Annotated in this window: 20 protein-coding genes; 11 read left to right on the forward strand and 9 right to left on the reverse strand. The window is 69.7% G+C overall.

Going from position 1 to position 20,522, the window contains the following annotated elements; all coding sequences use genetic code 11:
* Positions 1-66 precede the first annotated feature (66 nt).
* A complete protein-coding gene (locus tag FHY02_RS14175; protein WP_183923253.1) occupies positions 67-342 on the reverse strand; it encodes a helix-turn-helix transcriptional regulator in 276 nt (91 codons plus the stop codon).
* Positions 343-539: 197 nt separating this feature from the next.
* Here FHY02_RS14175 and FHY02_RS14180 point away from each other — a divergent pair, with 197 nt between their 5' ends.
* The 5 genes from FHY02_RS14180 (at position 540) to FHY02_RS14200 (ending at position 3,846) form a co-directional block, all read left to right on the forward strand.
* Positions 540-932: a hypothetical protein gene (locus FHY02_RS14180; RefSeq protein WP_260172904.1), complete on the forward strand. Its 393-nt coding sequence runs from the start codon at positions 540-542 to the stop codon at positions 930-932.
* 25 nt (positions 933-957) lie between these two features.
* A complete protein-coding gene (locus FHY02_RS14185; RefSeq protein ID WP_183923255.1) occupies positions 958-1,440 on the forward strand; it encodes a hypothetical protein in 483 nt (160 codons plus the stop codon).
* A gap of 50 nt (positions 1,441-1,490) precedes the next feature.
* Positions 1,491-2,366 carry a 3'-5' exonuclease gene (locus FHY02_RS14190; RefSeq protein ID WP_183923257.1) on the forward strand — a complete coding sequence of 292 codons (876 nt, stop codon included), beginning with the start codon at positions 1,491-1,493 and terminating at the stop codon, positions 2,364-2,366.
* Between the two features lie 455 nt (positions 2,367-2,821).
* Positions 2,822-3,172 carry a hypothetical protein gene (locus FHY02_RS14195; RefSeq protein ID WP_183923258.1) on the forward strand — a complete coding sequence of 117 codons (351 nt, stop codon included), beginning with the start codon at positions 2,822-2,824 and terminating at the stop codon, positions 3,170-3,172.
* Positions 3,172-3,846: a hypothetical protein gene (locus FHY02_RS14200; protein WP_183923260.1), complete on the forward strand. Its 675-nt coding sequence runs from the start codon at positions 3,172-3,174 to the stop codon at positions 3,844-3,846. The genes FHY02_RS14195 and FHY02_RS14200 overlap by 1 nt, the downstream gene beginning before the upstream one ends.
* 64 nt (positions 3,847-3,910) lie before the next feature.
* Here FHY02_RS14200 and FHY02_RS23445 read toward each other — a convergent pair whose 3' ends face one another.
* The 4 genes from FHY02_RS23445 to FHY02_RS14215 all read right to left on the reverse strand — a co-directional run bounded on the left by FHY02_RS23445 (position 3,911) and on the right by FHY02_RS14215 (position 6,596).
* Positions 3,911-4,249 carry a CHC2 zinc finger domain-containing protein gene (locus FHY02_RS23445; RefSeq protein ID WP_409322601.1) on the reverse strand — a complete coding sequence of 113 codons (339 nt, stop codon included), beginning with the start codon at positions 4,247-4,249 and terminating at the stop codon, positions 3,911-3,913.
* The gene (locus tag FHY02_RS22685; RefSeq protein ID WP_221198657.1) at positions 4,153-4,539 is read right to left on the reverse strand and encodes a hypothetical protein; all 387 of its coding nucleotides are present in this window, start codon (positions 4,537-4,539) and stop codon (positions 4,153-4,155) included. The genes FHY02_RS23445 and FHY02_RS22685 overlap by 97 nt, the downstream gene beginning before the upstream one ends.
* Positions 4,540-4,668: 129 nt before the next feature.
* The gene (locus FHY02_RS14210; protein ID WP_183923262.1) at positions 4,669-5,355 is read right to left on the reverse strand and encodes a hypothetical protein; all 687 of its coding nucleotides are present in this window, start codon (positions 5,353-5,355) and stop codon (positions 4,669-4,671) included.
* A 302-nt stretch (positions 5,356-5,657) separates the two neighbouring features.
* Positions 5,658-6,596 (reverse strand): LysR family transcriptional regulator, encoded by a 939-nt coding sequence (locus FHY02_RS14215; RefSeq protein WP_183923264.1) that lies wholly within the window; start codon positions 6,594-6,596, stop codon positions 5,658-5,660.
* Between the two features lie 89 nt (positions 6,597-6,685).
* Between FHY02_RS14215 and FHY02_RS14220 the strand changes: the two genes are divergently transcribed.
* Positions 6,686-7,720 carry an aldo/keto reductase gene (locus tag FHY02_RS14220; RefSeq protein WP_183923692.1) on the forward strand — a complete coding sequence of 345 codons (1,035 nt, stop codon included), beginning with the start codon at positions 6,686-6,688 and terminating at the stop codon, positions 7,718-7,720.
* 13 nt (positions 7,721-7,733) lie between these two features.
* On the forward strand, positions 7,734-8,894 hold the full coding sequence (locus FHY02_RS14225; RefSeq protein WP_183923266.1) for an MFS transporter: 1,161 nt from the start codon (positions 7,734-7,736) through the stop codon (positions 8,892-8,894).
* Here the strand turns inward: FHY02_RS14225 and sigJ are convergent.
* Positions 8,867-9,748, reverse strand: coding sequence for an RNA polymerase sigma factor SigJ (gene sigJ, locus FHY02_RS14230; protein WP_183923268.1), 882 nt, complete (start codon positions 9,746-9,748; stop codon positions 8,867-8,869). The genes FHY02_RS14225 and sigJ overlap by 28 nt on opposite strands.
* Positions 9,741-10,193 carry a carboxymuconolactone decarboxylase family protein gene (locus tag FHY02_RS14235; protein WP_183923269.1) on the reverse strand — a complete coding sequence of 151 codons (453 nt, stop codon included), beginning with the start codon at positions 10,191-10,193 and terminating at the stop codon, positions 9,741-9,743. The genes sigJ and FHY02_RS14235 overlap by 8 nt, the downstream gene beginning before the upstream one ends.
* A 170-nt stretch (positions 10,194-10,363) precedes the next feature.
* On the opposite strand from FHY02_RS14235, the gene FHY02_RS14240 reads away from it, so the two are divergent.
* From FHY02_RS14240 to FHY02_RS14250, 3 genes are all read left to right on the forward strand, one after another.
* Positions 10,364-12,496, forward strand: a complete 2,133-nt coding sequence (locus tag FHY02_RS14240) for a patatin-like phospholipase family protein (protein WP_183923272.1) — start codon at positions 10,364-10,366, stop codon at positions 12,494-12,496.
* Between the two features lie 41 nt (positions 12,497-12,537).
* Complete coding sequence (locus FHY02_RS14245) at positions 12,538-13,005, forward strand: YaiI/YqxD family protein (RefSeq protein ID WP_183923274.1); 468 nt, start codon at positions 12,538-12,540, stop codon at positions 13,003-13,005.
* A 120-nt stretch (positions 13,006-13,125) separates the two neighbouring features.
* A complete protein-coding gene (locus FHY02_RS14250) occupies positions 13,126-15,072 on the forward strand; it encodes a sialate O-acetylesterase (RefSeq protein ID WP_183923276.1) in 1,947 nt (648 codons plus the stop codon).
* Between the two features lie 115 nt (positions 15,073-15,187).
* Here the strand turns inward: FHY02_RS14250 and FHY02_RS14255 are convergent, their stop codons facing one another.
* Positions 15,188-16,744, reverse strand: a complete 1,557-nt coding sequence (locus FHY02_RS14255; RefSeq protein ID WP_183923278.1) for a glycoside hydrolase 43 family protein — start codon at positions 16,742-16,744, stop codon at positions 15,188-15,190.
* Entirely contained in the window at positions 16,741-17,805 is a 1,065-nt protein-coding gene (locus FHY02_RS14260; protein ID WP_183923280.1) for an alpha/beta hydrolase family protein, read from the reverse strand. Before FHY02_RS14260 ends, FHY02_RS14255 begins: the two co-directional genes overlap by 4 nt.
* Before the next feature lie 181 nt (positions 17,806-17,986).
* Between FHY02_RS14260 and FHY02_RS14265 the strand changes: the two genes are divergently transcribed.
* On the forward strand, positions 17,987-20,521 hold the full coding sequence (locus tag FHY02_RS14265) for a glycoside hydrolase family 9 protein (RefSeq protein WP_221198658.1): 2,535 nt from the start codon (positions 17,987-17,989) through the stop codon (positions 20,519-20,521).
* Position 20,522: the final 1 nt, after the last annotated feature.

A 20,522-nucleotide genomic window follows, 5' to 3' on the forward strand; every position in this document is an offset into this window, starting at 1 on the left:
AGTCAGGATCACCTCGCGCAGGCGTTCAGGGCGGATTTCCTACGATCAGACTGTTCGACGCCGTCCTCATGCTGCCGCGAGCAGCTTCAGCTCCTCGATGAGATCGGCGATTCCCGCGACGGCAGCGCTGTACACGATCTGCCGACCCTCCCTGACCGAAGAGACCAGCCCCGCGTGCGTGAGGATGGCGAGATGGCTCGACATGGTGTTGTTCGGCACGCCCAGTCCTGCGGCCAGCGCGCCGGCAGTACAGGGGCCCTGCTCCACCAGCATGGCGATGCAGCGATAGCGCGTGGGCTGTGCCAGCGCGCTGAGCAGATTCACCGATGTCGCCAGCTCCATTCCTCCAGAATAGTTGTCGTGACTGCCGGTTCAAGCGCCAGCCGATGACCGCCCCGGCCATGAACCGCCTTCCGAGATTTACAACGATGCTTCTAGAAATATTGAAACGTTTGGTCTCGTGATTATGTCCGTCGGCGGCTCGCCTGGAGGGCGGCCTCCTCGAGTGACGTGGACGTACTCATCGAAAGGACAGTCCGATGTACGCTGACGTGAACGCGCCGCAGGCGCTCCGCCTCGACACCCAGCCGACCGCCTACGACATGCCGGACCCGCTGGATCCCGACAGCCCGCAGGACGCGCCCTTCACCGTTACGCGACGGCGGCTCATCCGTCTGGCTCTCGTCGCGGCCGAGACCGGAGCGCGGTTCCAGCGGGAGAGCCTGGAGCACGACCCCATGGCATGGCTGCTGGCCCCCCGCCTGATCTTCGATGGTGTAGACGGAGTGGAGGGAGCACTCGACCTACAGGGCTGCCTCAGAGCCATCCTGCTCCACGGCCTCTCTCTTGGCCTCGACGCCGATCCCGAGGTGTTCGACGAGCTGCTCTCGGACGATCTCGGTTCGGCCGCCGCCCGGTGCCTCATGAACTGAACGGCAAGGCAGCAGGAGAACTGCGATGAAAGGCAAGAATTTGGCAGGCTCTGAGCGCGACTTCCGAGCCGGCTCCGGCGCGGCGTCCTTCCGGAACAAGAGCCCTCGTATGAGCCTGGACGAGGGCGACGAGCCCCCGCCCCGGGTGATCCGACGCAAGCGGATGGCCCGGCCTTCGAGGGGGCGCAGTCCGCTGGCTCGCACCGTCGACATGCCCCGCCTGTACACCGCGACCATCGCCTATGCGGACGGCGACGTGATGCTGCAGGCGTTCCACGCGTCAGTCGCCTGCCATCCGGCGCAGGTCGTACAGAGGCTGAGAAGCCGCTTTGGCGACGACGTGCTCCCGGTCATCAACCTGCGACAGGGGTTTCACCCGGCTGCTCCGATCGTGATAGCGCTGGTGCCTGAGCCGGTAGCCGACATGATCCGGGAGACGGAGCGCGGGTCTGCCCGCCCCGCCGCACTCTCCTTCGTCGTCGACATCGAGCAGCGCATCGAAATCTGACCTCATCGGCGCCCAGCGGCGCGGATGTTCACTGATACAGGATTACCGAAATGGCGAATGAGGCAGGCGTCGGCCGCACGAGTGCGGCCGGTGAAGATGTGCGCGTGCAGTTCAGGCTAAGCATGCCAGATGGCGCCACCGGAGAGGGCGATCTCTCTGGCAACAGGACCGGCGTCGTAGTCGACGTGGAGACCACGGGCGTCGACGGCGAGAGGGGCACGATCGTCGAGCTTACCCTTAGACGCTTCCGCTTCGATGCTGCCGGCCGCATCACCTACCTGGACCGGACCCGCACATGGCGTGAGGACCCGGGCTTCGCGCTCCCGGCGCAGCTAACCCGGCGAACCGGGCTCAGGGACGAGGATGTCCGTGGACGCGAGATCGACGGGGATGAGGCGATGCGGCTTCTACGATCCGGAGCCGTGGTCATCGCCCACGATGCAGCGCATGCCCGCCCCGCGGTCGAGCGCCGCCTGCCCGAGCTGGAGGATCTGTCGTGGGCCTGCTCGATGACGCAGATCGACTGGTCGGGTCGGGCCTTCGACGGGCGCTCGCTTGGATATCTGCTGCGGCAGGCCGGCTGGTTTCACGAAGCCCATCGTGGCCCTGCCGACGTCAATGCGGTCCTGCGCCTTCTGCGTCACGACATGGGAGGCCGGACTGCGCTCGCCGAACTTCTGGCTGCGGGATGCCGGCCGTCCTGGATTGTCCGGGCCGTCGGCGCGCCGTTCGAAGCCAAGGAAAGGCTGCGTGGCAGAGGCTATCGATGGAATGCAGGCCTGCGAACCTGGTGGACCGAGATCGACGAAGCCGGTCGGGACGAGGAGCAGGCCTGGCTCGGCGCTTCGGTCTACAGCTCGGCTCGGAAGCTGCATGGCGCCTCTCCTCAGTTCGAGGAGATCAGACCGACGACCCGCTTCAAGTAGCGGATCATGCGGACGGTCCGACGCAGCGGGGGGAGCCCCTGCTTCTGCCTAAGAAGAAGCTATCGACCATGCTTCAGGGGATAGCGGCGCCGGTGAGCCTGACATGATCCTCCAAAACCTGTTCCGTCGCGCGTCCGGCGGACCTATGCTGGGAAGTGCACGGGATTCGGATCCCGGGCCGGGGCGTGGAAACCCTGAACGAGAGTCGGATTGACCTTATCGGTCGAAGTGCTTCTTCGGCCGGGTGGCGGACACGTATGTCCAGACCACCCGGTTAAAGGTGCCCGCGCCAGCTCGTTCTGGTTTCCAACACCCGGTCCAGGAGCCGGCGTCCCGTCGGGACGCCGCCGACTGGCCGCGCGTCCTCCACGATGGAGAGCGCCTATGGGACGAGACTCGATCACAGCACCAGATACGACACACGGACGCCGGTACGCCCAGGAGGACGTCTGATCATGCCGGTGCAGACCGTCCGATACGTGCCGCCATTCATCCTCGGCACGTTCTTCCTCATCGCTCCCGGAATGGTACTGACGCTCTTTACGAACAGCGACGCGCTGGGCTTTACGCTTTTCCTGTGCACTGCATCGGCAGCGCTTGTCCGACCGGCCGCCAGCTATCTGCTGTTCGCCGTTCTCTGCTCGCTACGCACAGTGCCCTTCATCGTCTCGGCCCTCATCGTTCTCGCGATGCGGCTAGGGCTTGCAAGGCACGCCCTCCCCTATCTGGTCGCCTGGCTAGTCCTCGGCGGCCTCTCCCACCTTCGCATCCGCGCGCTTCGGCGCTCCGGTGCCATCGACATATGATGGAGATTGCCATGTCACTTCTAGCGGCGCTCGTCATCGCAGCGGCGCAGGCAGCCGCGCCCGAGCAGTCCGGCATCGATCGACCGGCGCCTCGGACGGTACTCGGATCCCCTGCCACATACGACCTTGCCGGCTTCCGACTGGGCATGAGCGAGGCGGACATCGACCAGATCCTTCGACAGCGCAAGATGACGGTCGTGCGCAGCCTGCGAACCAAGTCGTTCGAGAGCCAGGTCCGCGATCTTGTGAACCTCCGCGGCGGCAGACTGCCTCCTGGCGGTGACGCGGTACTCGACAATGTCGAGGTCAACGATGGCCGGGGCGGACGCGTAATGATAAGAATGCTCGCGTGGCCTGCCGGCGCACGGATCAGGAGCATCGCGTATCTGCCTCCTGCGGGCACCTCGACGACGACCTGGCATGACCTGCTGGTGGCACGTTACGGCCCCAGCTCCCGCGACAGCGTCTCGTCGGCCGCGCAGCCGCTCCATCTGGTCTGGTGCGGGCAGCAGTCGTGTGGAGGTGCGGTAGAACCCTTTCAGATGGTCGCGGACGTCGACAGCGCCGGAGGTCAGATCGTACTCACACAGCCTGAAGGAAGCGCTCGCCTTCTTGCGACGTTGATCGAGAACGCTGCCGCGGGCAGGCTGAAGGTCCAGCCGCCCTCGTTCTAGCATGCTTTGGATGAGAGCGCCGGCCGACCTCGTCGGTCGGCGGTACCCATGTCTCTCGCATCGCTCAGGTTTCGAAACCGGCGAGGCTCTCGGCCTGCGCCCTCGTCAGTCCGTGGCGGCGGACCAGCCACGCCGCCACGCCGCCGCCTGCTCCGCAGCTGAAGCAATGGAAGCGTCTTCCATGGTCGTACACATACAGACCTACAGTGGGGTCGGGATGAAACTGACAGGTCGTTCTCAGAGCCTGCGTCCGGGTATCGGCTAGCGGCGCTGCGCCTGATAGAACGTCAACCAGAAGGGCGCACCTTAGGCGCTCCAGCCTCCCGCCTCTGCATGAAGAGCAGCAGCGAGCGCGTGATACCTGTCGAAATCCTTGCCGGTTCGTAGATCGGTATTCGTTGATTTTTCGGCTGCGTTCTGGCTGTCTTGGAATCCAAGCATGTAGCCTGGAACAAAATCGCTCTTTCCGCTTGCTACAACGTCGCCGAACAAAGATTTCGGCACTCGCTTGATCGACTTCAGGCCTCCAAGTGGCAGAATGGCTCGCTCGAGAGCTATCCGATCAAGAATGGAGCGACCACGACGAAGCGCACGCAATGCCTCGCTTGGGCTTGCGAAGATTACCCGCTGGATCGAGCCGTCACCGAGCTCGATCTCAAGCACATCGTCGGCGCCGCTCGCCCTGTAGGTCACCGTCTGTCCTCCACTCGACGTCGGCCGGTCGCCACAGCTTAGGCTTCCGTGACACGCCGGCATAAGGCTTCCCGCATCATGACGGCAGCTGCGGCCGGCTATTAGAAGCAGCTCTCAATCGGCTGTTCCTCAACGGCGGCCTGGTCGTGGGCACCGCCGTCTAGCAATGCGAGGATCGCGGCAGTCGCGAGCGAAGGTCTCGTAGCTGAAGGCGACGAGTTCCGTTGCGGGCTTGCCGAAGCGCTGGTGCTTGCCCGAGTTTACGAGATTGATTTCGGCGAGAGCCCGGCGGTAGCCATCTCGAATGCTGCATCCCGTGACTGCAGTCCAGACGGCGTTGCGCCGCCTGAGCCTGCGTGAGACGCGTTGCTCGCTGCTGCTCCCGTGAACTTGGGTTTTAGGCCTGCGATGCTCGTCGCGACCGTCCATCCAGCGCGTGCGCCACCGCTTGACCGTCACCGGGTGCGCCGCATCGCCGAAGCGAAACTTTAAGGCAGCGGACCAGTGCTCGTGAAGTGCGATGGCGATCGCCTTTTCGCCGTTCGGCACCTGTAGCCGCTCCAGCAGCTCGCAATGGGCCCGGATGTACTCGGCCTTCGAGCACTGCTTCGTAGACGAGTCTGCCTGGCGGTGAAGCCTGAACACAATTCGGACTTCATCTTCCTCTCTTGGGGTCGAGGCACACTCAAGCCCGACAAGTTGCACGTCGAAGTGACGGGCGAGCGCCAGTCCGACCGCCCTGCACACGAGCGAGGCGTCAATCTCACCGCGCTTCAGCAAGATCGACAGAATAGGCCCTGCATCGTCTTGATCCATACACCCTCGCGCGCCGCCATCGGCATATGAAAGCCGAATGTGAGAAGTCGGCAAATCTTTATCAAGACCGGAAAAGCATGAGGCAAGGTTGTTAATGCGACAGCGTTTGCCCACCCCGCTTCGCGCGACAAAAATTCAGCGCGTGACGTAGATCGGCAGCGACGCTCTCCAGGGGCATTCACCGACGTTAGGCTGCGAACTTCTTACGTAGCAAGGGTTGGCGATACCCATCTTCGCTTAAGTAGCACGTTTACCGCGAAACCTCCCCGAAAACCTTTGCTCACTTACGAACGTCTTAAGGGTCAATGGCATTTCTTCAACATCTCGACGCCTGACCCCGCCAACTGCTCGGCGAGGAAGTCGACGAACACGCGCACCCGCGCGGGCAGATGCGCGCCGCCGACGAAGACCGCGTGGATCAGCTCGATATCGCCGGGATTATAATCCTCGAGCAGCGGCACCAGCCGCCCGTCGGCGATCTCGCGCTCGACGCTGAACCGCCCGACCCGCGCCACGCCGACGCCCGCCGCGGCGAGCTGCCCCAGCGTCTCGCCGTTGTTGGCGACGATCCCGCCTTCCACGCACAGGGTGACATCGCGACCGTCGCGGCGGAACGGCCAGGTCGGCTCGGCGCGACGGAAGCTGAAATTGAGGCAATTGTGCGCGTGCAGATCCTCCGGCACCATCGGTGTGCCGTGACGCGCGAGATAGTCGGGAGCGGCGACGATAACGCGGCCGCTCTGCCCGAGCTTGCGCGCGGTGAGCGCGCTGTCGGCGAGCGGGCCGAAGCGCACCGCGACGTCCGCCTGCCCCGCCGCGACGTCGACCAACGTGTCGGTCAGCGCGATGTCGATCAGGATGTGCGGATAGGCCCGCGCGAAGTCGCCGAGCAGCGGGACGACGCACAGCCGCCCGTGCGAGAGCGCCGCCGACACGCGCAGTCGCCCGCGCGGGCTGCCCTGATCGGCGATCTGTTGCTCGGCATCGTCGAGGTCGGCGAGGATGCGCCGCGCGGCGAGCAGATAAGCCTGCCCCTCCGCGGTCAGCGTCAGCGCGCGGGTCGAGCGCAGCAGGAGCCGCACGCCGAGCCGCGCCTCGATCCGGTCGACCGCACGCGCCACCGCCGAGGGGGTCAGCGCCAGCGTGCGCGCGGCGGCGGAGAAACTCCCCGCGTGGACCACGGTAGCGAACAGCGCGAGCGCACGCGCCCGGTCGCTGCCACCCGCCAGCTTTGCGTCCATCGCACAGATCCTTCGCCTGCCACGGCGGTTCTCCAGCGCACCGTCCTTTGCCACCTAGCCGCTTCGGAACGGATCGCAAAAGGTGGATGATGGACTATCGGCAATTGGGCGCATCGGGGCTGCGCGTTCCCGCGCTGTCGTTCGGCACCGGCACGTTCGGCGGCAAGGGCCCGCTGTTCGGCGCCTGGGGGCAGAGCGACGCGGCCGAGGCACGCCGGTTGCTCGACATCTGCCTCGACGCGGGCGTCACGCTGTTCGACACCGCCGACGTCTATTCGGACGGCGCGTCGGAAGAGGTGCTCGGCGCCGCGATCAAGGGCCGACGCGACGCGGTGCTGGTGTCGACCAAGACGGGCTTGCCGATGGGCGACGGCCCGCAGGACTGGGGCGCCTCGCGTGCGCGGCTGATCCGCGCGGTGGAGAACTCCTTGCGGCGGCTCGGCACCGATCACATCGACCTGCTCCAGCTCCACGCCTATGACGCGCACACCCCCGCCGAGGAGCTGATGGCGACGCTCGACCGGCTGATCGCCGCGGGCAAGGTCCGCTATGCCGGCGTCTCCAACTATCCCGGCTGGCAGCTGATGAAGGCGCAGGGGATCGCGGATCGCCACGGCTGGCCGCGGCTGGTCGCGCATCAGGTGTATTACTCGCTGATCGGCCGCGCCTACGAATGGGAGCTGATGCCGCTTGCCGTCGATCAGGGTGTCGGCGCGCTGGTGTGGAGCCCGCTCGGCTGGGGCCGGCTGACGGGCAAGATCGGGCGAGGACGGCCGATCCCGCGGGGCAGCCGCCTGCACGACACCGCTCAGTTCGCGCCGCCGGTCGCGGACGAACATCTCTATCGCGTGGTCGACGCGCTCGAGGCGGTCGCCGCCGAAACCGGGCGGTCGGTGCCGCAGGTCGCGCTCAACTGGCTGTTGCGGCGGCCGACGGTCGCCTCGGTGATCATCGGCGCGCGCGACGAGGCGCAGCTGCGCGACAATCTCGGCGCGGTCGGCTGGGCGCTCAGCCCCGAGCAGATCGCGGCGCTCGACGCGGCAAGCGAGCAGCTCCCGCCCTATCCCCACACGCCCTATCGCCAGCAGGAGGGCTTCGCCCGCCTCGCGCCGCGGCTGGTCTGAGCGGAGGCCGGTCATGAAGCTCAATCCGGGCCTCCTCGCGTTGGCGATCGGCGCCTTCGGCATCGGCGTCACCGAGTTCGCGCCGATGGGCATGTTGCCCGTGATCGCCGCAGACCTGCACGTCTCGATCCCCTCGGCGGGCCTGCTGGTCAGCGCCTATGCGCTCGGCGTGCTGATCGGCGCGCCGCTGATGACGCTGACCACCGCGCGACTCGACCGCCGCACCTTGCTGATCGCGCTGATGGCGATCTTCACGCTCGGCAACGCGCTGTCCGCACTCGCCGGCGGCTATGCCTGGCTGATGGCGGCGCGGGTGGTGACCGCGTTCAACCACGGCGCCTTCTTCGGCGTCGGCGCGGTGGTCGCGGCGGGGCTGGTGCCGCCCGAGCGGCGCGCGGGCGCGGTCGCGGCGATGTTCACCGGGCTGACCGTGGCGACGATCGGCGGCGTCCCGCTCGCCACCTGGGCGGGTGAGGCGATCGGCTGGCGTCCCGCCTTCGCCGGCATCGCCGCGATCGGCGCGGTGGCGATGGCGGCGCTGCGCCTCGCGCTGCCGCCGCTGCCCGCGCCGGCGGGAGCGGACCTCGCCGCCGAGCTACGCGTACTGGCGCGCGGTCGGGTGCTCGCCGCGCTGGCGCTGACGGTGGTCGGGGCGAGCGCGATGTTCACCGTCTTCACCTATATCGTCCCGATCCTGCGCGAACGCACGCATGCCGCCACCGCCACGGTCACCGCGCTGTTGATGCTCTATGGCGTCGGCCTGACGATCGGCAACATGATTGGCGGCCGGCTCGCGGACCGATCGATCGAGCGCACGCTGATCGGCAGCTTCGCGCTGCTCGCCGCAGTGCTGGTGGTGTTCGCGGCGGTGATGCCGTGGCTGCCGCTCGCCGCCGCAGCAATCCTGGTCTGGGGCATCGCCAGCTTCGCGATCGTGCCACCCCTGCAGATGCGCGTGATGGCGGCGGCGGGCGAGGCCCCCAACCTCGCCTCGGCGATGAACATCGGCGCGTTCAACCTCGGCAACGCGATCGGCGCGGCGCTGGGCGGCGGGGTGATCGCCGCCGGGCTCGGCCTGCCCGCGGTCGCGCTGGCGGGCGCGGCGATGGCGGCGGCGGCGCTGGCGCTGCTGCTGGTGGCGGCGCGTCAGCCGCGCGTGGCCGCTGCCGCGTGAAGCGCGATGACGTGCGCGAGCTTGTCGGGGTTGCGCACGACGTAGACGGCGGCGATACGACCGTCGCGCAATTCGAGCGCGGTGGTCTGCACCACGTCGCCGCGCTCGCGACTGACATAGCCGGGCAGCCCGTCGATCCAGCGCATCGCGAGCAGCACCGGTGGTGTGTCGCCATGCTTGCGCGCCAGTCCGGCATACAGCCGCCGCACGCGGTCCACGCCGCGGATGACGTTGCGGAACGCGAGCACGCGCCCGCCCCCGTCGGCGTGAATCGCGACGTCGGCGGCGAGCAGCCCCGCTAGCGCGGTGCTATCGCCGTCGCGCGACGCCGCGAAGAAGGCGGCGGCGATCCGCTCCGCCTCGGCGCGATCGACCATGTAGCGCGGACGCGCCGCCGCGACGTGGCGGCGCGCACGGGCGGCGAGCTGGCGCACCGCGGCGGGGGCGCGGTCGAGCGTCGCCGCCACCTCGGGCAACGCGACCTCGAACACGTCGTGGAGCAGGAAGGCGGCGCGCTCGAGCGGGGAAAGCCGCTCGAGCGCGAGCATCAGCGTCAGCGTCAGATCGTCCGCGAGCGGCTCAGGGTCGGCCGTGCCGAGCAGCGGCTCGGGCAACCACGCGCCGACATAGGTCTCGCGGCGGACGCGCGCCGACTTCAGGTGATCGAGGCACAGCCGGGTCACCGTCCGCGTCAACCACGCCGCCGGGTCCGCCACCGTGCCCGGCGCGGTACCTGCCCAGCGCAGCCAGGCGTCCTGCACCACGTCCTCCGCCTCGGCGAGCGAACCGGTCATGCGATAGGCCAGCCGCACCAGCCGCCCCCGCTCGGCGGCGAAGGCGCGCGCGTCAGGCATCGGCGGCCGGGTGCGGCACGCGGAAGCCGACCTGCAGCCGGTTCCAGCTGTTGATCGCGCCGATCGCGAGCGTCAGCCACACCCGCTCGCTCTCCGAGAAGACCGCGGCGAGCGCCGCATAGTCGGCGTCGGGTGCCTGGCTCTCGGGCAGGTGGGTCAGCGCCTCGGCCCAGCCGAGTGCGGCGCGCTCGCGCTCCGAGTAGAGCGTCGACTCGCGCCAGGCGGTGAGCAGGTAGAGCCGCAGCTCGCTCTCGCCGTGGCGGCGCAGGTCGGTGGCGTGCATGTGCAGACAGAAGGCGCAGCCATTGATCTGCGACACGCGATATTTCACCAGTTCGAGCAGTCGATGGTCGATCCCGCTGTGAGCGAAGCTCTGCTCCAGCGCCATCATCGCCTTGATCCCCTCCGGGGCGAGCGCGTGCGGGGTGGAAATACGGGCGGTCATGGTCGGTCTCCTCGTCACGCGGAACGTCGCGCTCGCCGGTATGACGAGACAGATCCTGCCGGTGTGACACGCGCGCGCGACGCTCCCCTCGCCGCGGCGCATCTTACCGCCTGCATCGAGGTACGCTACGCTGCACCCGGGCGCGAGAGCCGCCCGCGGGAGCCAGGATGATGCCGATCGGACCTGACCGCGCGCCGCTCGAATGTGACCTCGTGATGAAGGGCGGCGTAACGAGCGGCGTGATCTATCCCGGCGCGATCGCCGCTATCGCCGCGACCTACCGCTTGCGCTCGATCGGCGGCACTTCGGCGGGTGCGATCGGTGCCGCGGCTGCGGCGGCGATGGAGTTCGGGCGCCGCTCCGGCCGGCACCCGCAGGCGCGCGAGCGGCTGGAAGGATTGGCGGCCGAGCTCGGCCACGAGCATGGCGGCGCGCCGCTGCTCCAGCATCTGTTCGAACCCGACCCCGACACGGCGCCGCTCTTCCACCTGCTGCGCCGTCTCCAGTCCGCCGCGGGCGCACGCGGCGTCGCCGGCGCGGCCGGAGTCGTCGCGCTCTCCGCCTTCTGGTGGGCGGCGCTGGCACTCGGCCTGGTGGCGGCGGCCCTGCTGTGGCTCGAACCCGCGCGCGGCGCGGCGCTTGCCGTGGCGCTGCTGCTGCTCCTGCTCGTCGGCCTGCCCGCGCTGACGTTGCTGCTGGCGACGCTCTTCTGGTGGCCGACGCTGCGCGCTGGCCTGCGCGCGGTCGCCGCCAACGGCTATGGCTTCTGCTCGGGCCTGGCGCCAGCGCGCCCCGGCGGCGAGCCGCTGCCGGCGCTCACCGAATGGCTGCACGCGCGCTTTCAGGAGCTCGCCGGGCTGACGCTCGACGAGCCGCTCACCTTCGGCGATCTGTGGGCGGCGTCGCACCGCCGCGCCGGGCCGAACCGCGAGGCCGCGCTGGCCGCGGCCCTGCGCGCGGCCGAGGATCCGCGACGCCCCGACGCGACGCTGGGGACCATGCGCCGCGACATCGAGCTGGTGCTCGTCGCCTCCGACATCAACCGCGCTCTGTCGGTGCAGCTGCCCTTCCTTCGCCGCGAGGACCTGCTCTACGCGCGCCGCACCGACCTGGCCGCGCTGTTCCCGCCCGAGATCGTCGCCTGGATGGTGGCACACCAGCGCGCGCCGACCGACCCGCGCGACGATCTCGCCGCGGTCGATCTCGGCGGCGCCGACGCCGACGCGTTCGTCCGCCTGCCGCGGCCGGAGGATCTGCCGGTGCTCGTCGGCGTCCGCATGTCGCTGAGCTTCCCCTTCCTGTTCCGCGCGGTGCGCCTCTACGTGCTGCGTGAGCGGGCGGTGGCGCCGGGCGGCGGGCGCGAGCTGGCGGAGCTGTGGATCACCGACGGCGGGATCACCTCGAACTTCCCGCTCCACCTGTTCGACGCGCCGATCCCGACGCGACCCACCTTCTGCCTCAACCTGCTCTATCACGACGACGAGCTTCAGCCCGAGCACGGTCCCGCCGATCCCGCACCGCCCGATCCGGGCCTCGCGCCCGCCGACGCGCGGCCGGAGGAGATGGTGTATATGCTGCGCACCAATCGCGGCCGGCTGGCGAGTTACACGCGCTTCGCCGCGGGCGCACCGGCGGCCCGGCTGCTGCGCTTCGCGGGCCGGATCATCACCACGGCGCGCCAGTGGGGCGACAACCAGCTGATCGACGTGCCCGGCTATCGCGACCGGATCGTCCATGTCCGGATGCGTGACGGCGAGGGCGGGTTCAACGTCGCGATGGGCGCGGCTGTGATCGCCGACCTCCAGCGCCGCGGCGCCCGCGCCGGCGAGGTGATCGCGGCGCGCTTCGTTCCCGACACGCTGCTCGACCCGCTGTTCGCGGGCGAGCGGCTCGTGCTCAACTGGGCCAATCATCGCTTCGTCCGCTTCCGCGCCTTTCTCGCCGGCCTCGAGGTCGCCGCGTCGCGCTTCACCGCCGGCTGGGAAGACGATCGCGCGCGCGCCGCGCTGCCGGCGACCGACCCGCTCCATCAGGCGCCCAGCATCGAGCGGATGACGGAGGGGGCGGGCACCGTCGCGGGCGAGACGATGACGACGCGGCCAGGCTATCCCCTTGCCAACGCGATGCAGCGCGCGCTTGCGCTCGACATGGCCGCGGGTATCGAGTCGCTCGCCACGCTCGCGCCGACGCCCGCGATCGACGGTGTCGACCGGGTCAACGGACGCCCCGGCGCGCCGCGGCCCAAGCAGGCGCTGCGGCTGCGCCCCGGCATCGACTCGGACCCGCGCGCCGAGCTGCCGTGATCCGTGGCGACGCGCCCGCGGCTTTGTGGCAGAGCGCGGCGATGGCCCAGCGCGTACATATCCTAGTCGACGCCGACGCCTGCCCCGTGAAGGAGGAGATCTACCGGGTCGCCTACCGGCTCGAGGTACCGGTCGCGATCGTCAGCAACGCGCACCTGCGGGTTCCCGCGCACCCGCTGATCGAGCGCGTGATCGTGAGCGACGCGTTCGACGCGGCGGACGATTGGATCGCCGAGCACACCGACGCGGGTGCGATCGTGGTCACCGCCGACATCCTGCTCGCCGACCGCGCGATCAAGGCGGGCGCGGCGGCGGTGATCGGTCCCAACGGCCGCCCGTTCACCGCCAACTCGATCGGCAGCGCGGTGGCGGTGCGCGCGATCATGAGTGACCTGCGCGCGGGCGGCGACCGGGTCGGCGGCCCGCCGCCGTTCGCCAAGGAGGACCGCTCGCGCTTCCTCTCCGCGCTAGACGAGGCGATCCAGCGCGCCCGGCGGCGATCGGGCTAAGCATCCGACATCACGGGCGATTGCGTCGTGACGCGGGCTGACGCAGTCTCGTGCCGGCGACGCCTCCCGCGTCGTCCGGCATCGATCCCGGCGCCGATCGTACAGCGGAACTTCTGCCCCATGCCGATCCGTCTCGCGCGCGGCCTCGCCGTCCTGCTCGCCGCCTCCGCCGTCGCCACCCCCGCGCTCGCGGCGCCGACGCTCGACGGCGCGATCGGCGAGCATGCGGTGCTCCAGCGCGACCGGCCGATCGACGTGCGCGGCACCGCGACACCGGGTGAGACGGTGATGATCAGTCTCGCCGGCCATAGCGTCAGTGCTACGGCGGCGCGTGACGGCCGCTTCGCCGCCCGCCTCCCCGCCCTGCCCGCGGGCGGTCCCTATGAGTTGACCGTGGCGGCGCCGAGCGGGGCGAAGCTGCTGGGCGACATCCTGATCGGCGACGTCTTCCTCTGTTCCGGCCAGAGCAACATGGAGCTGACCGTCGACGACGCGCAGACCCTGTTCGCCGACGCCCACCCGCCGCTTGACCCGCAGCTGCGGCTGCTGACGATCGCCAAGAATGCCAGCGCCACGCCGCTCGACCGGCTCGCCACCGCGCCGCGCTGGCAAGCGGCGGGGCCGGAGAACGTCGGCAGCTTCTCGGCCGCCTGCTTCTACATGGTGCAGTCGCTGCGGCGGACGCAGAAGGTGCCGATCGGCGCGATCCACTCCAGCTGGGGCGGGTCGCGGATCAGCGCCTGGATGAGCGACGCCGCGCTGCGCGCGGGCGGCCAGTCGGATGCCGCGGCGCTGATCGCGCTCTACGCCCGTGACCCCGCCGCGGCGGTGCGCCGCGCGATCGGGCAGTGGGAGGAGTGGTGGCGCGGCGCAAGCGGCGACGCGCGTGGCAAGGAGCCGTGGCAACCCGACGCCGCGCTCGACTGGCGCGCGGTGCCGGCGCTGACCAACTTCGAGACCTGGGGCGTGCCCGAGCTGGCCGAATATAACGGCATGATCTGGTACCAGAAGACGGTCGAGCTCACGCCGGCGCAGGCGCGCGGACCGGCGACGCTGTCGATCGGCACCGTCGACGACGCCGACACCACCTGGGTCAATGGCGTCGGCGTCGGCTCGAGCAGTCTCGCGTCGCAACCGCGCGTCTACGCGCTGCCCGCCGGCACGCTACGCGCCGGGCGCAACGTGATCACCGTCAACGACGACGACGTCTACGCGCTGGGCGGGATGACCGGCCCGGTCGAGCGGATGCGGCTGACCCTTGCCGACGGCAGCAGCGTCCCGCTCGACGGCGGCTGGCGCTACGCCGTGGCCAAGCGGGTCGGCGGCGGTGCGCCACGTGTGCCGTGGGACGACATCAACGGCGCGGGCACGCTCGACAACGCGATGATCGCGCCGCTCGCGCCGCTCCAGCTCGCCGGCATCGCCTGGTATCAGGGCGAGTCCGACACCGGCCTGCCCGGCTATGACCGGCGCCTCACCGCGCTGATCGCCGACTGGCGGCGACGGATGGGCACGCCCGAGACCGGATTCGCGGTGGTGCAGCTCGCCGATTATGGCACGCGCGCCAAGGCCCCCGCGGAGAGCGGCTGGGGCATGGTGCGCGACGCGCAGCGCCGCGTCACCGCGGCCGACCCGCACGCCGGGATGGCGGTGGCGCTCGACCTCGGCGACGCGCTCGACATCCACCCGGGCGAGAAGCGCGAGATCGGGCTGCGGCTCGCGCGCGCGATGCGGGCGGCGCGCTACGGCGAGCCGGTCGCGCCGGCGGGCCCGGCGATCGCGGGGGCGAAGCGCGGCGCCGACGGCGGCGCGGTGCTGCGCTTCACCGGGGCAACCGGGGCGCTCAGCGCGCGCGGCGCGGCGCAGGCGATCGGCTTCGAGCTGTGCGGTGCGGCGGCGGGATCGTGCCGCTTCGCCGCCGGGACGGTCACCGGCGATACGGTGACGCTCGCGGGCGACGGCCAGCCGGTGACGCATGTTCGTTACGCCTGGGCCGAGACGCCGGTGGTGAACCTGTTCGACGAGGCGCAGCTGCCGGTGGGGACCTTCGACGTGCCGGTGGAGTGAGCGGGCGGGCGCGAGTGCTATGGGGGGTGCGGCCGCGCCTACCTTTGACGCTCATTGTAGGTGAGAACATCTCATCCTTCCCTGCAAGGGGATGATCGCTAAGCACCTTCGCTCGCTACGGCCGCGCGTCCGCAGCCAACGGCGACAGCGTGAACGAGTCCACGTCCACCCACCCCTTGCTCTCGCCCGGCGCGTAGCAGAACAAGGCGAACTGCTCGCCCTGGAAGGTGCCGGTGCGCCAGGCGAAGCGCAGCGGGAAGTCGCCGCCGAGCCCGCGCCAGCGGCGCCCGTCCTCGCTGTACGCGACGCGACCGCTGGATGCCTTGAAGTCCATCTCGGTGCGCAGCCACAGCCGATTGCCCGAGAGTGGCACGGAGGCGCGCGTCTGGGTACGCGCGCCCTCGACCTGGTCCTCGGTCACCTCCATCGCCAGTAACGCGCGTCCATCCGCTCCGCGCATCGCGGTGAGGTTGGCGCTGACCTGGCCGAGCGTGCCGAAGCCGCAGCGGTCGCCCGGTGCGAGATGCGCGAGGTCGAGCACCACCTCGCCGCGGCTGGCCGGCCCCTGGCCCTTCTGCGTCAGCGTGTTGCGCGCCTCCCAGAAGCGCGCGGCGCGCGTCGGGCGCAGCCGCAGCCAGCCCGGCCGATCGGTCAGCGACCAGCGGCGGTCGTCCGGATTGTGGTTCCACTGCCACTGGACGCCCAGCGCCGGGCGGTCGAACGTGTCGGACGAGGGCGGCTCGGCGAAGGCGCCGCCGGCGATCGGCTTGCGCGCGCGGGCGGGCACGCGGCCCGGCGCGTCGGGCGTGCCCCAGACGGGCCAGTCGTCTTTCCAGAACACGGGCGAGACGTTGGTCATCCGCCCGATCGCGCCGCTGTCCTCCATCACGAAGCCGAACCAGTCGCCGCCGGGCAGGTCGACCAGCGCCCCCTGGTGGCCGCCGCTGCGATCGTCGATCTGATCGCGCGTCTCCCACGGGCCGAACAGGCTGCGCGAGCGCGACACGCTCAGCGCCAGCCTCGGCGGCAGCGCGTTGAAGAGGTAGTAATAGTCGCCGCGCCGGATCAGCTTCGAGCCTTCCGCGCCCTTGATGTAATGAATCTTGCGCGCGGCGGTGACCTTGGAGAGCGTGCGGTCGAGCGTCAGCAGCGTGATCGTGCCGTCGGCGGTGGTGGCGGTCGCCAGATAGGCGCGGCCGTCGGACTCGATGAACAGGCCGGGATCGAACGCCTCGCGGTCCAGCTCGTGGTAGCGCCATGGGCCGCGGATGGTCTTGGCGTAGTAGATCCGCGTCTTCTGCCCGACCGGGGTGATCGCGAGATAGAAGGTGCCGTCGTGGTGGCGCAGGCTCGCGGCGTACAGACCCTTGCGATAGGCGTTGCCGCCGACGAGATCGTAGCGCGGGTCGCCATCAAGCTTCGTCGCGACATGGGTCGCGATCGTCCAGTTGATCAGGTCGCGACTGTGCAGGATCGTGATGCCGGGGACGTTCACGAAGGTGGTCGAGACGAAATAATAGTCACGCCCGACGCGGATCACGTCAGGGTCGGGATAATCGGCGTAGAGCACCGGGTTGCGATAGCTGCCGTCACCCTGGTCGGCGCGCCACACCTGTGCGGTCGCAACCCCCGAGACGGCGAGCAGCAGCGCCGCCAGCGCGACGCGCCTCACGGGAACACCAGAGCGCGGGAGAAAAAGGGGATCACCTGATCCTGCACGCGCGTCGCCACGCCGCTGACATGGTCGCCGGGATATACCGCGAAATCGTGCCTGATGCCGTAGCGGTCGAGCGCGGCGTGGAGCGCCTGCGCGTCGTCCTTCAGCCCGTCGCGGTCGCCGACGTCGAGCCCGATCGCGCGATACTGGCGCAGGCTGCCGACATATTGGTCGAGCATCGCCAGCGGCGCGTTGGCCGCCCAGCGCGCCACGACATCCGGGCGCGGCTGGCCGTTCTCGGTGGGCAGGTCGAGGAAGAGCGGCGGCTTGGCGGGATTGGGCGACCAGGCCGCCGCGGCGGCGAGCTGCGCGCGCTGACCCCAGCTCAGCGTCGCCGAGTCGGCGGGCGAGCGCAGCGCGACGAAGGTCTTCTCGTCGGCGGCGGCGTCCCCGCCCGGCGTGCGCGCGGAGAGACAGCACGGGCTCATCATGTAAAGCGCGCCGAAGGTCTCCGGGTGCTTCATCCCGATCCGCGCAGTCCCGTAGCCGCCCATCGAGTGGCCGGCGAGCCCGCGGCTGTTCCGATCGGCGACGGTGCGATAGTGTGAGTCGATGTAGCCGACGACGTCACGCGCGACGAAGTTCTCGAAGTCGCCCGTCGTCACTGAGCTCGAATACATCGAGCCGTTGTGCGCGGTCTTGCTGTCGGGCAGCACCACGATCATCTCGCGCGCGCCCTGCGCGAAAGCCCCCTCGATCGTCTGTGGCACGTGGATCTCGCGGGTCCATTGCTCCGCCCCGATCGAATAGCCGTGGAGCGCGTAGACCACCGGGTAGCGACGCTTCGGGCTGCTCTTGTAGCTCGGCGGTAGCACGACCAACACAATACGGTCGGCGCTGTCGCCTTCCAGGCTGCCCTCGAGCGAACGACCGTGGACGGTGATCCGCTCGACCGTCGCGGGTTTCGCGCCCGCGACAGCGGAGGGCGCGGGCGTGGAGATCTGAGCCGGCGCCGCGGATGCAAGCAGCGCGCCTAGCATCGCCACAGCGGCGCGCCATGACCGATCGATCCTCATCCACCCTCTCCTGTTACCGCTATCTGCCAACGGCACGCGGTCTCTCGAGAAGAGAGTAGGTAGATGAGCGATCAGCCGTCAATGCCCGCTGGCTTGATCCACGGCATATGGCGCGCGTCGATGTTAGCGCTATACAAACCCCCGTGATCGGCGACGAACGACGGGCGCACGGAGGACGAGGATGAGCAAGGCGCGTATCGGCATCGGCCTATCGGTCATCGCCATGCTGCTGGCGAGCACGGCGTCGGCGCAGCCGCGTCGCGCCGCGCCGCCCGCCGGCGAGCTGACGCTCAACAAGAGCGGCTATTACGAAGCGCCCGGCGCCAACGTGCTGGTCTTTTCCAACTGGTACGACGGGCTGTTCGCCGATTCGAAGATCAGCGGCGTCGAGATCATCCAGCAGGACGAGCGGATCGCCACCAACGGCGACGTCCGTCTGGCCGCCACGCCGGGCCAGTGGGACCCGACCGCGCGCTTCATCGGGCGCGAGGTCGACCAGCGCAGCGGCGCGATCACGGTGACGCTGGAATATCCCGACCAGCACTGGCGCTACCGCATCCGCTCGGAGCAAGCGGGCGGCGCGGTGAAGGTCTCCGTGCTGCTCGAGCAGCCGGTGCCCGCCGCACTGGCCGGCCGCGCCGGCTTCAACCTTGAGTTCCTGCCGGCCGCCTACTTCCACCACGGCTATCTCGCCGACGACCGCACCGGCACCTTCCCGCTCTACCCCGCCGACGCGATGACTCGCACGCCAGAGCGCAACGCCGCGAGCGGCCGCGCCGAGGGCCCTGGCGCCGAGCCGCAGCCGATCGCCGCGGCGCGCCGCTTCGTGCTCGCGCCCGAGGACGCGGCGCGGCGCGTGACGATCGAGTCGAGCGAGTCCGTGCAGCTGTACGACGGGCGCAATCAGGCGCAGAACGGCTGGTTCGTGCTACGCTCGCTACTCCCGACCGGGAAGACCGGGACGGTGCTGGAATGGACGGTGCGCCCGACGAGCGTACCCGGCTGGCGTCGCGCGCCGGTGATCGCGCACTCGCAGCTGGGCTATACACCGGCTGGGAGCAAGGTGGCGACGATCGAGCTCGACCGCGCCGACACGCGCGCGCTCACGCCGCGGCTGCTGCGCGTCGGCAGCGACGGCGCGATGACGCCGGTGGCGATCCCCGCCGCCAAGCGTTGGGGCGACTATCTGCGCTATTCCTACCTGCAGCTCGACTTCAGTGCGGTGCGTCAGCCGGGCCTCTACGTGCTCGAATATGGCTCCACGCGCACCGCGCCGTTCCGCATCGCCGACGACGTCTATGCCGGCGCGTGGCACCCGACGCTCGACGTCTATTTCCCCGTCGCCATGGACCATATGTTCGTCAACGAGGGGTATCGCGTGTGGCACGGCGAGGCGCATCGCGACGACGCGCGTCAGGCACCGGTCAACCACGAGCATATCGACCTCTACGCGCAAGGGCCGACGACCGACAGCAAGTACAAGCCAGGGGAGCATATCCCGGGGCTCAACACCGGCGGCTGGTTCGACGCGGGCGACTTCGACATCCGCACCCAGTCGCAATACCAGGTGATCCGCTCGATGGTGGACAGCTGGGAGCGCTGGCGTCCGACGCGCGACAGCACCGCGGTGGATGAGACGCGCCGTCGCACCGAGCTGCACGTGCCTGACGGCACGCCCGACCTGCTTCAGCAGATCGCGCATGGCACGCGCCAGCTGGTGGCGCAGTTCGACGCGGTCGGCCACGCCATCCACGGCATCGTCGAGCCCGACGTCGCGCAATATACGCATCTCGGCGACGCCTCGACCAAGACCGACGGGCTGGTCTACGATCCGTCGCTCAAGCTCGGCGAGGAGAAGGGTGGCCGCAGCGGCATGCCCGACGATCGCTGGGCCTTCACCACCAAGGCGTCCGCGCTCAACTACGGCTCGATCGCGGGTCTGGCCGCGGCGTCGCGCGCGCTCCAGTCGGCCGAGCCGGAATTGGCGAAGCGCGCGCTCGCGCTGGCCACCGCGACCTGGGCCGAGGAGCAGTCGCACCCGCCCGACCTCTACCAGCACGGCAACACCACCGGCGGTCCGCTCGAGATGGAGCGCTTCTCCGCCGCGGTCGAGCTGCTGCGCGCCACCCGCGACCCGCGCTACGTCACCGCGGTGGAGACGCTGTACCCTGAGGTGGAGAAAAGGTTCGCGGCGAGCCTGCGCGACGCGCTCGCGGCGGTCCCTTTCATGCCCGCTTCCTACCGAGCGCGGCTGATCCCGGCGGTCCGCGCCTATGCGGCCGAGGCGGACAAGGGCGCGACCGCCAACCCCTTCGGCGTACCGATCACCACGGGCGGCTGGGCCGGCAGCGGCACGGTGATGGGCTATGCGCTCAACGCCTATGCGCTGCACAAGGCCTTCCCCGAGATCGTCCCCGCCGACGCGGTCTTCCGCGGCGCCGAGTTCCTGCTCGGCCACCATCCCGGCTCGGACCGCTCGTTCGTCTCGGGCGTGGGGACGCTGTCGAAGGAGGTCGCCTATGGTAACAATCGCGCCGACTTCTCCTTCATCGCCGGCGGTGTCGTCCCCGGCGTGCTGGTGATCAAGCCCGACTTCCCCGAGAACCACGAGGACTGGCCATTCTTCTGGGGCGAGAACGAATATGTCATTCCCGAGGGCGCGATGTGGATCGAGCTGGCGCAGGCGGTCGACGAGCTCGCGCGCGAGCGGCGGTGAA

The sequence above is a fragment of the Sphingomonas sp. BK069 genome (genome assembly GCF_014193405.1).
Taxonomy (GTDB): domain Bacteria; phylum Pseudomonadota; class Alphaproteobacteria; order Sphingomonadales; family Sphingomonadaceae; genus Sphingomonas.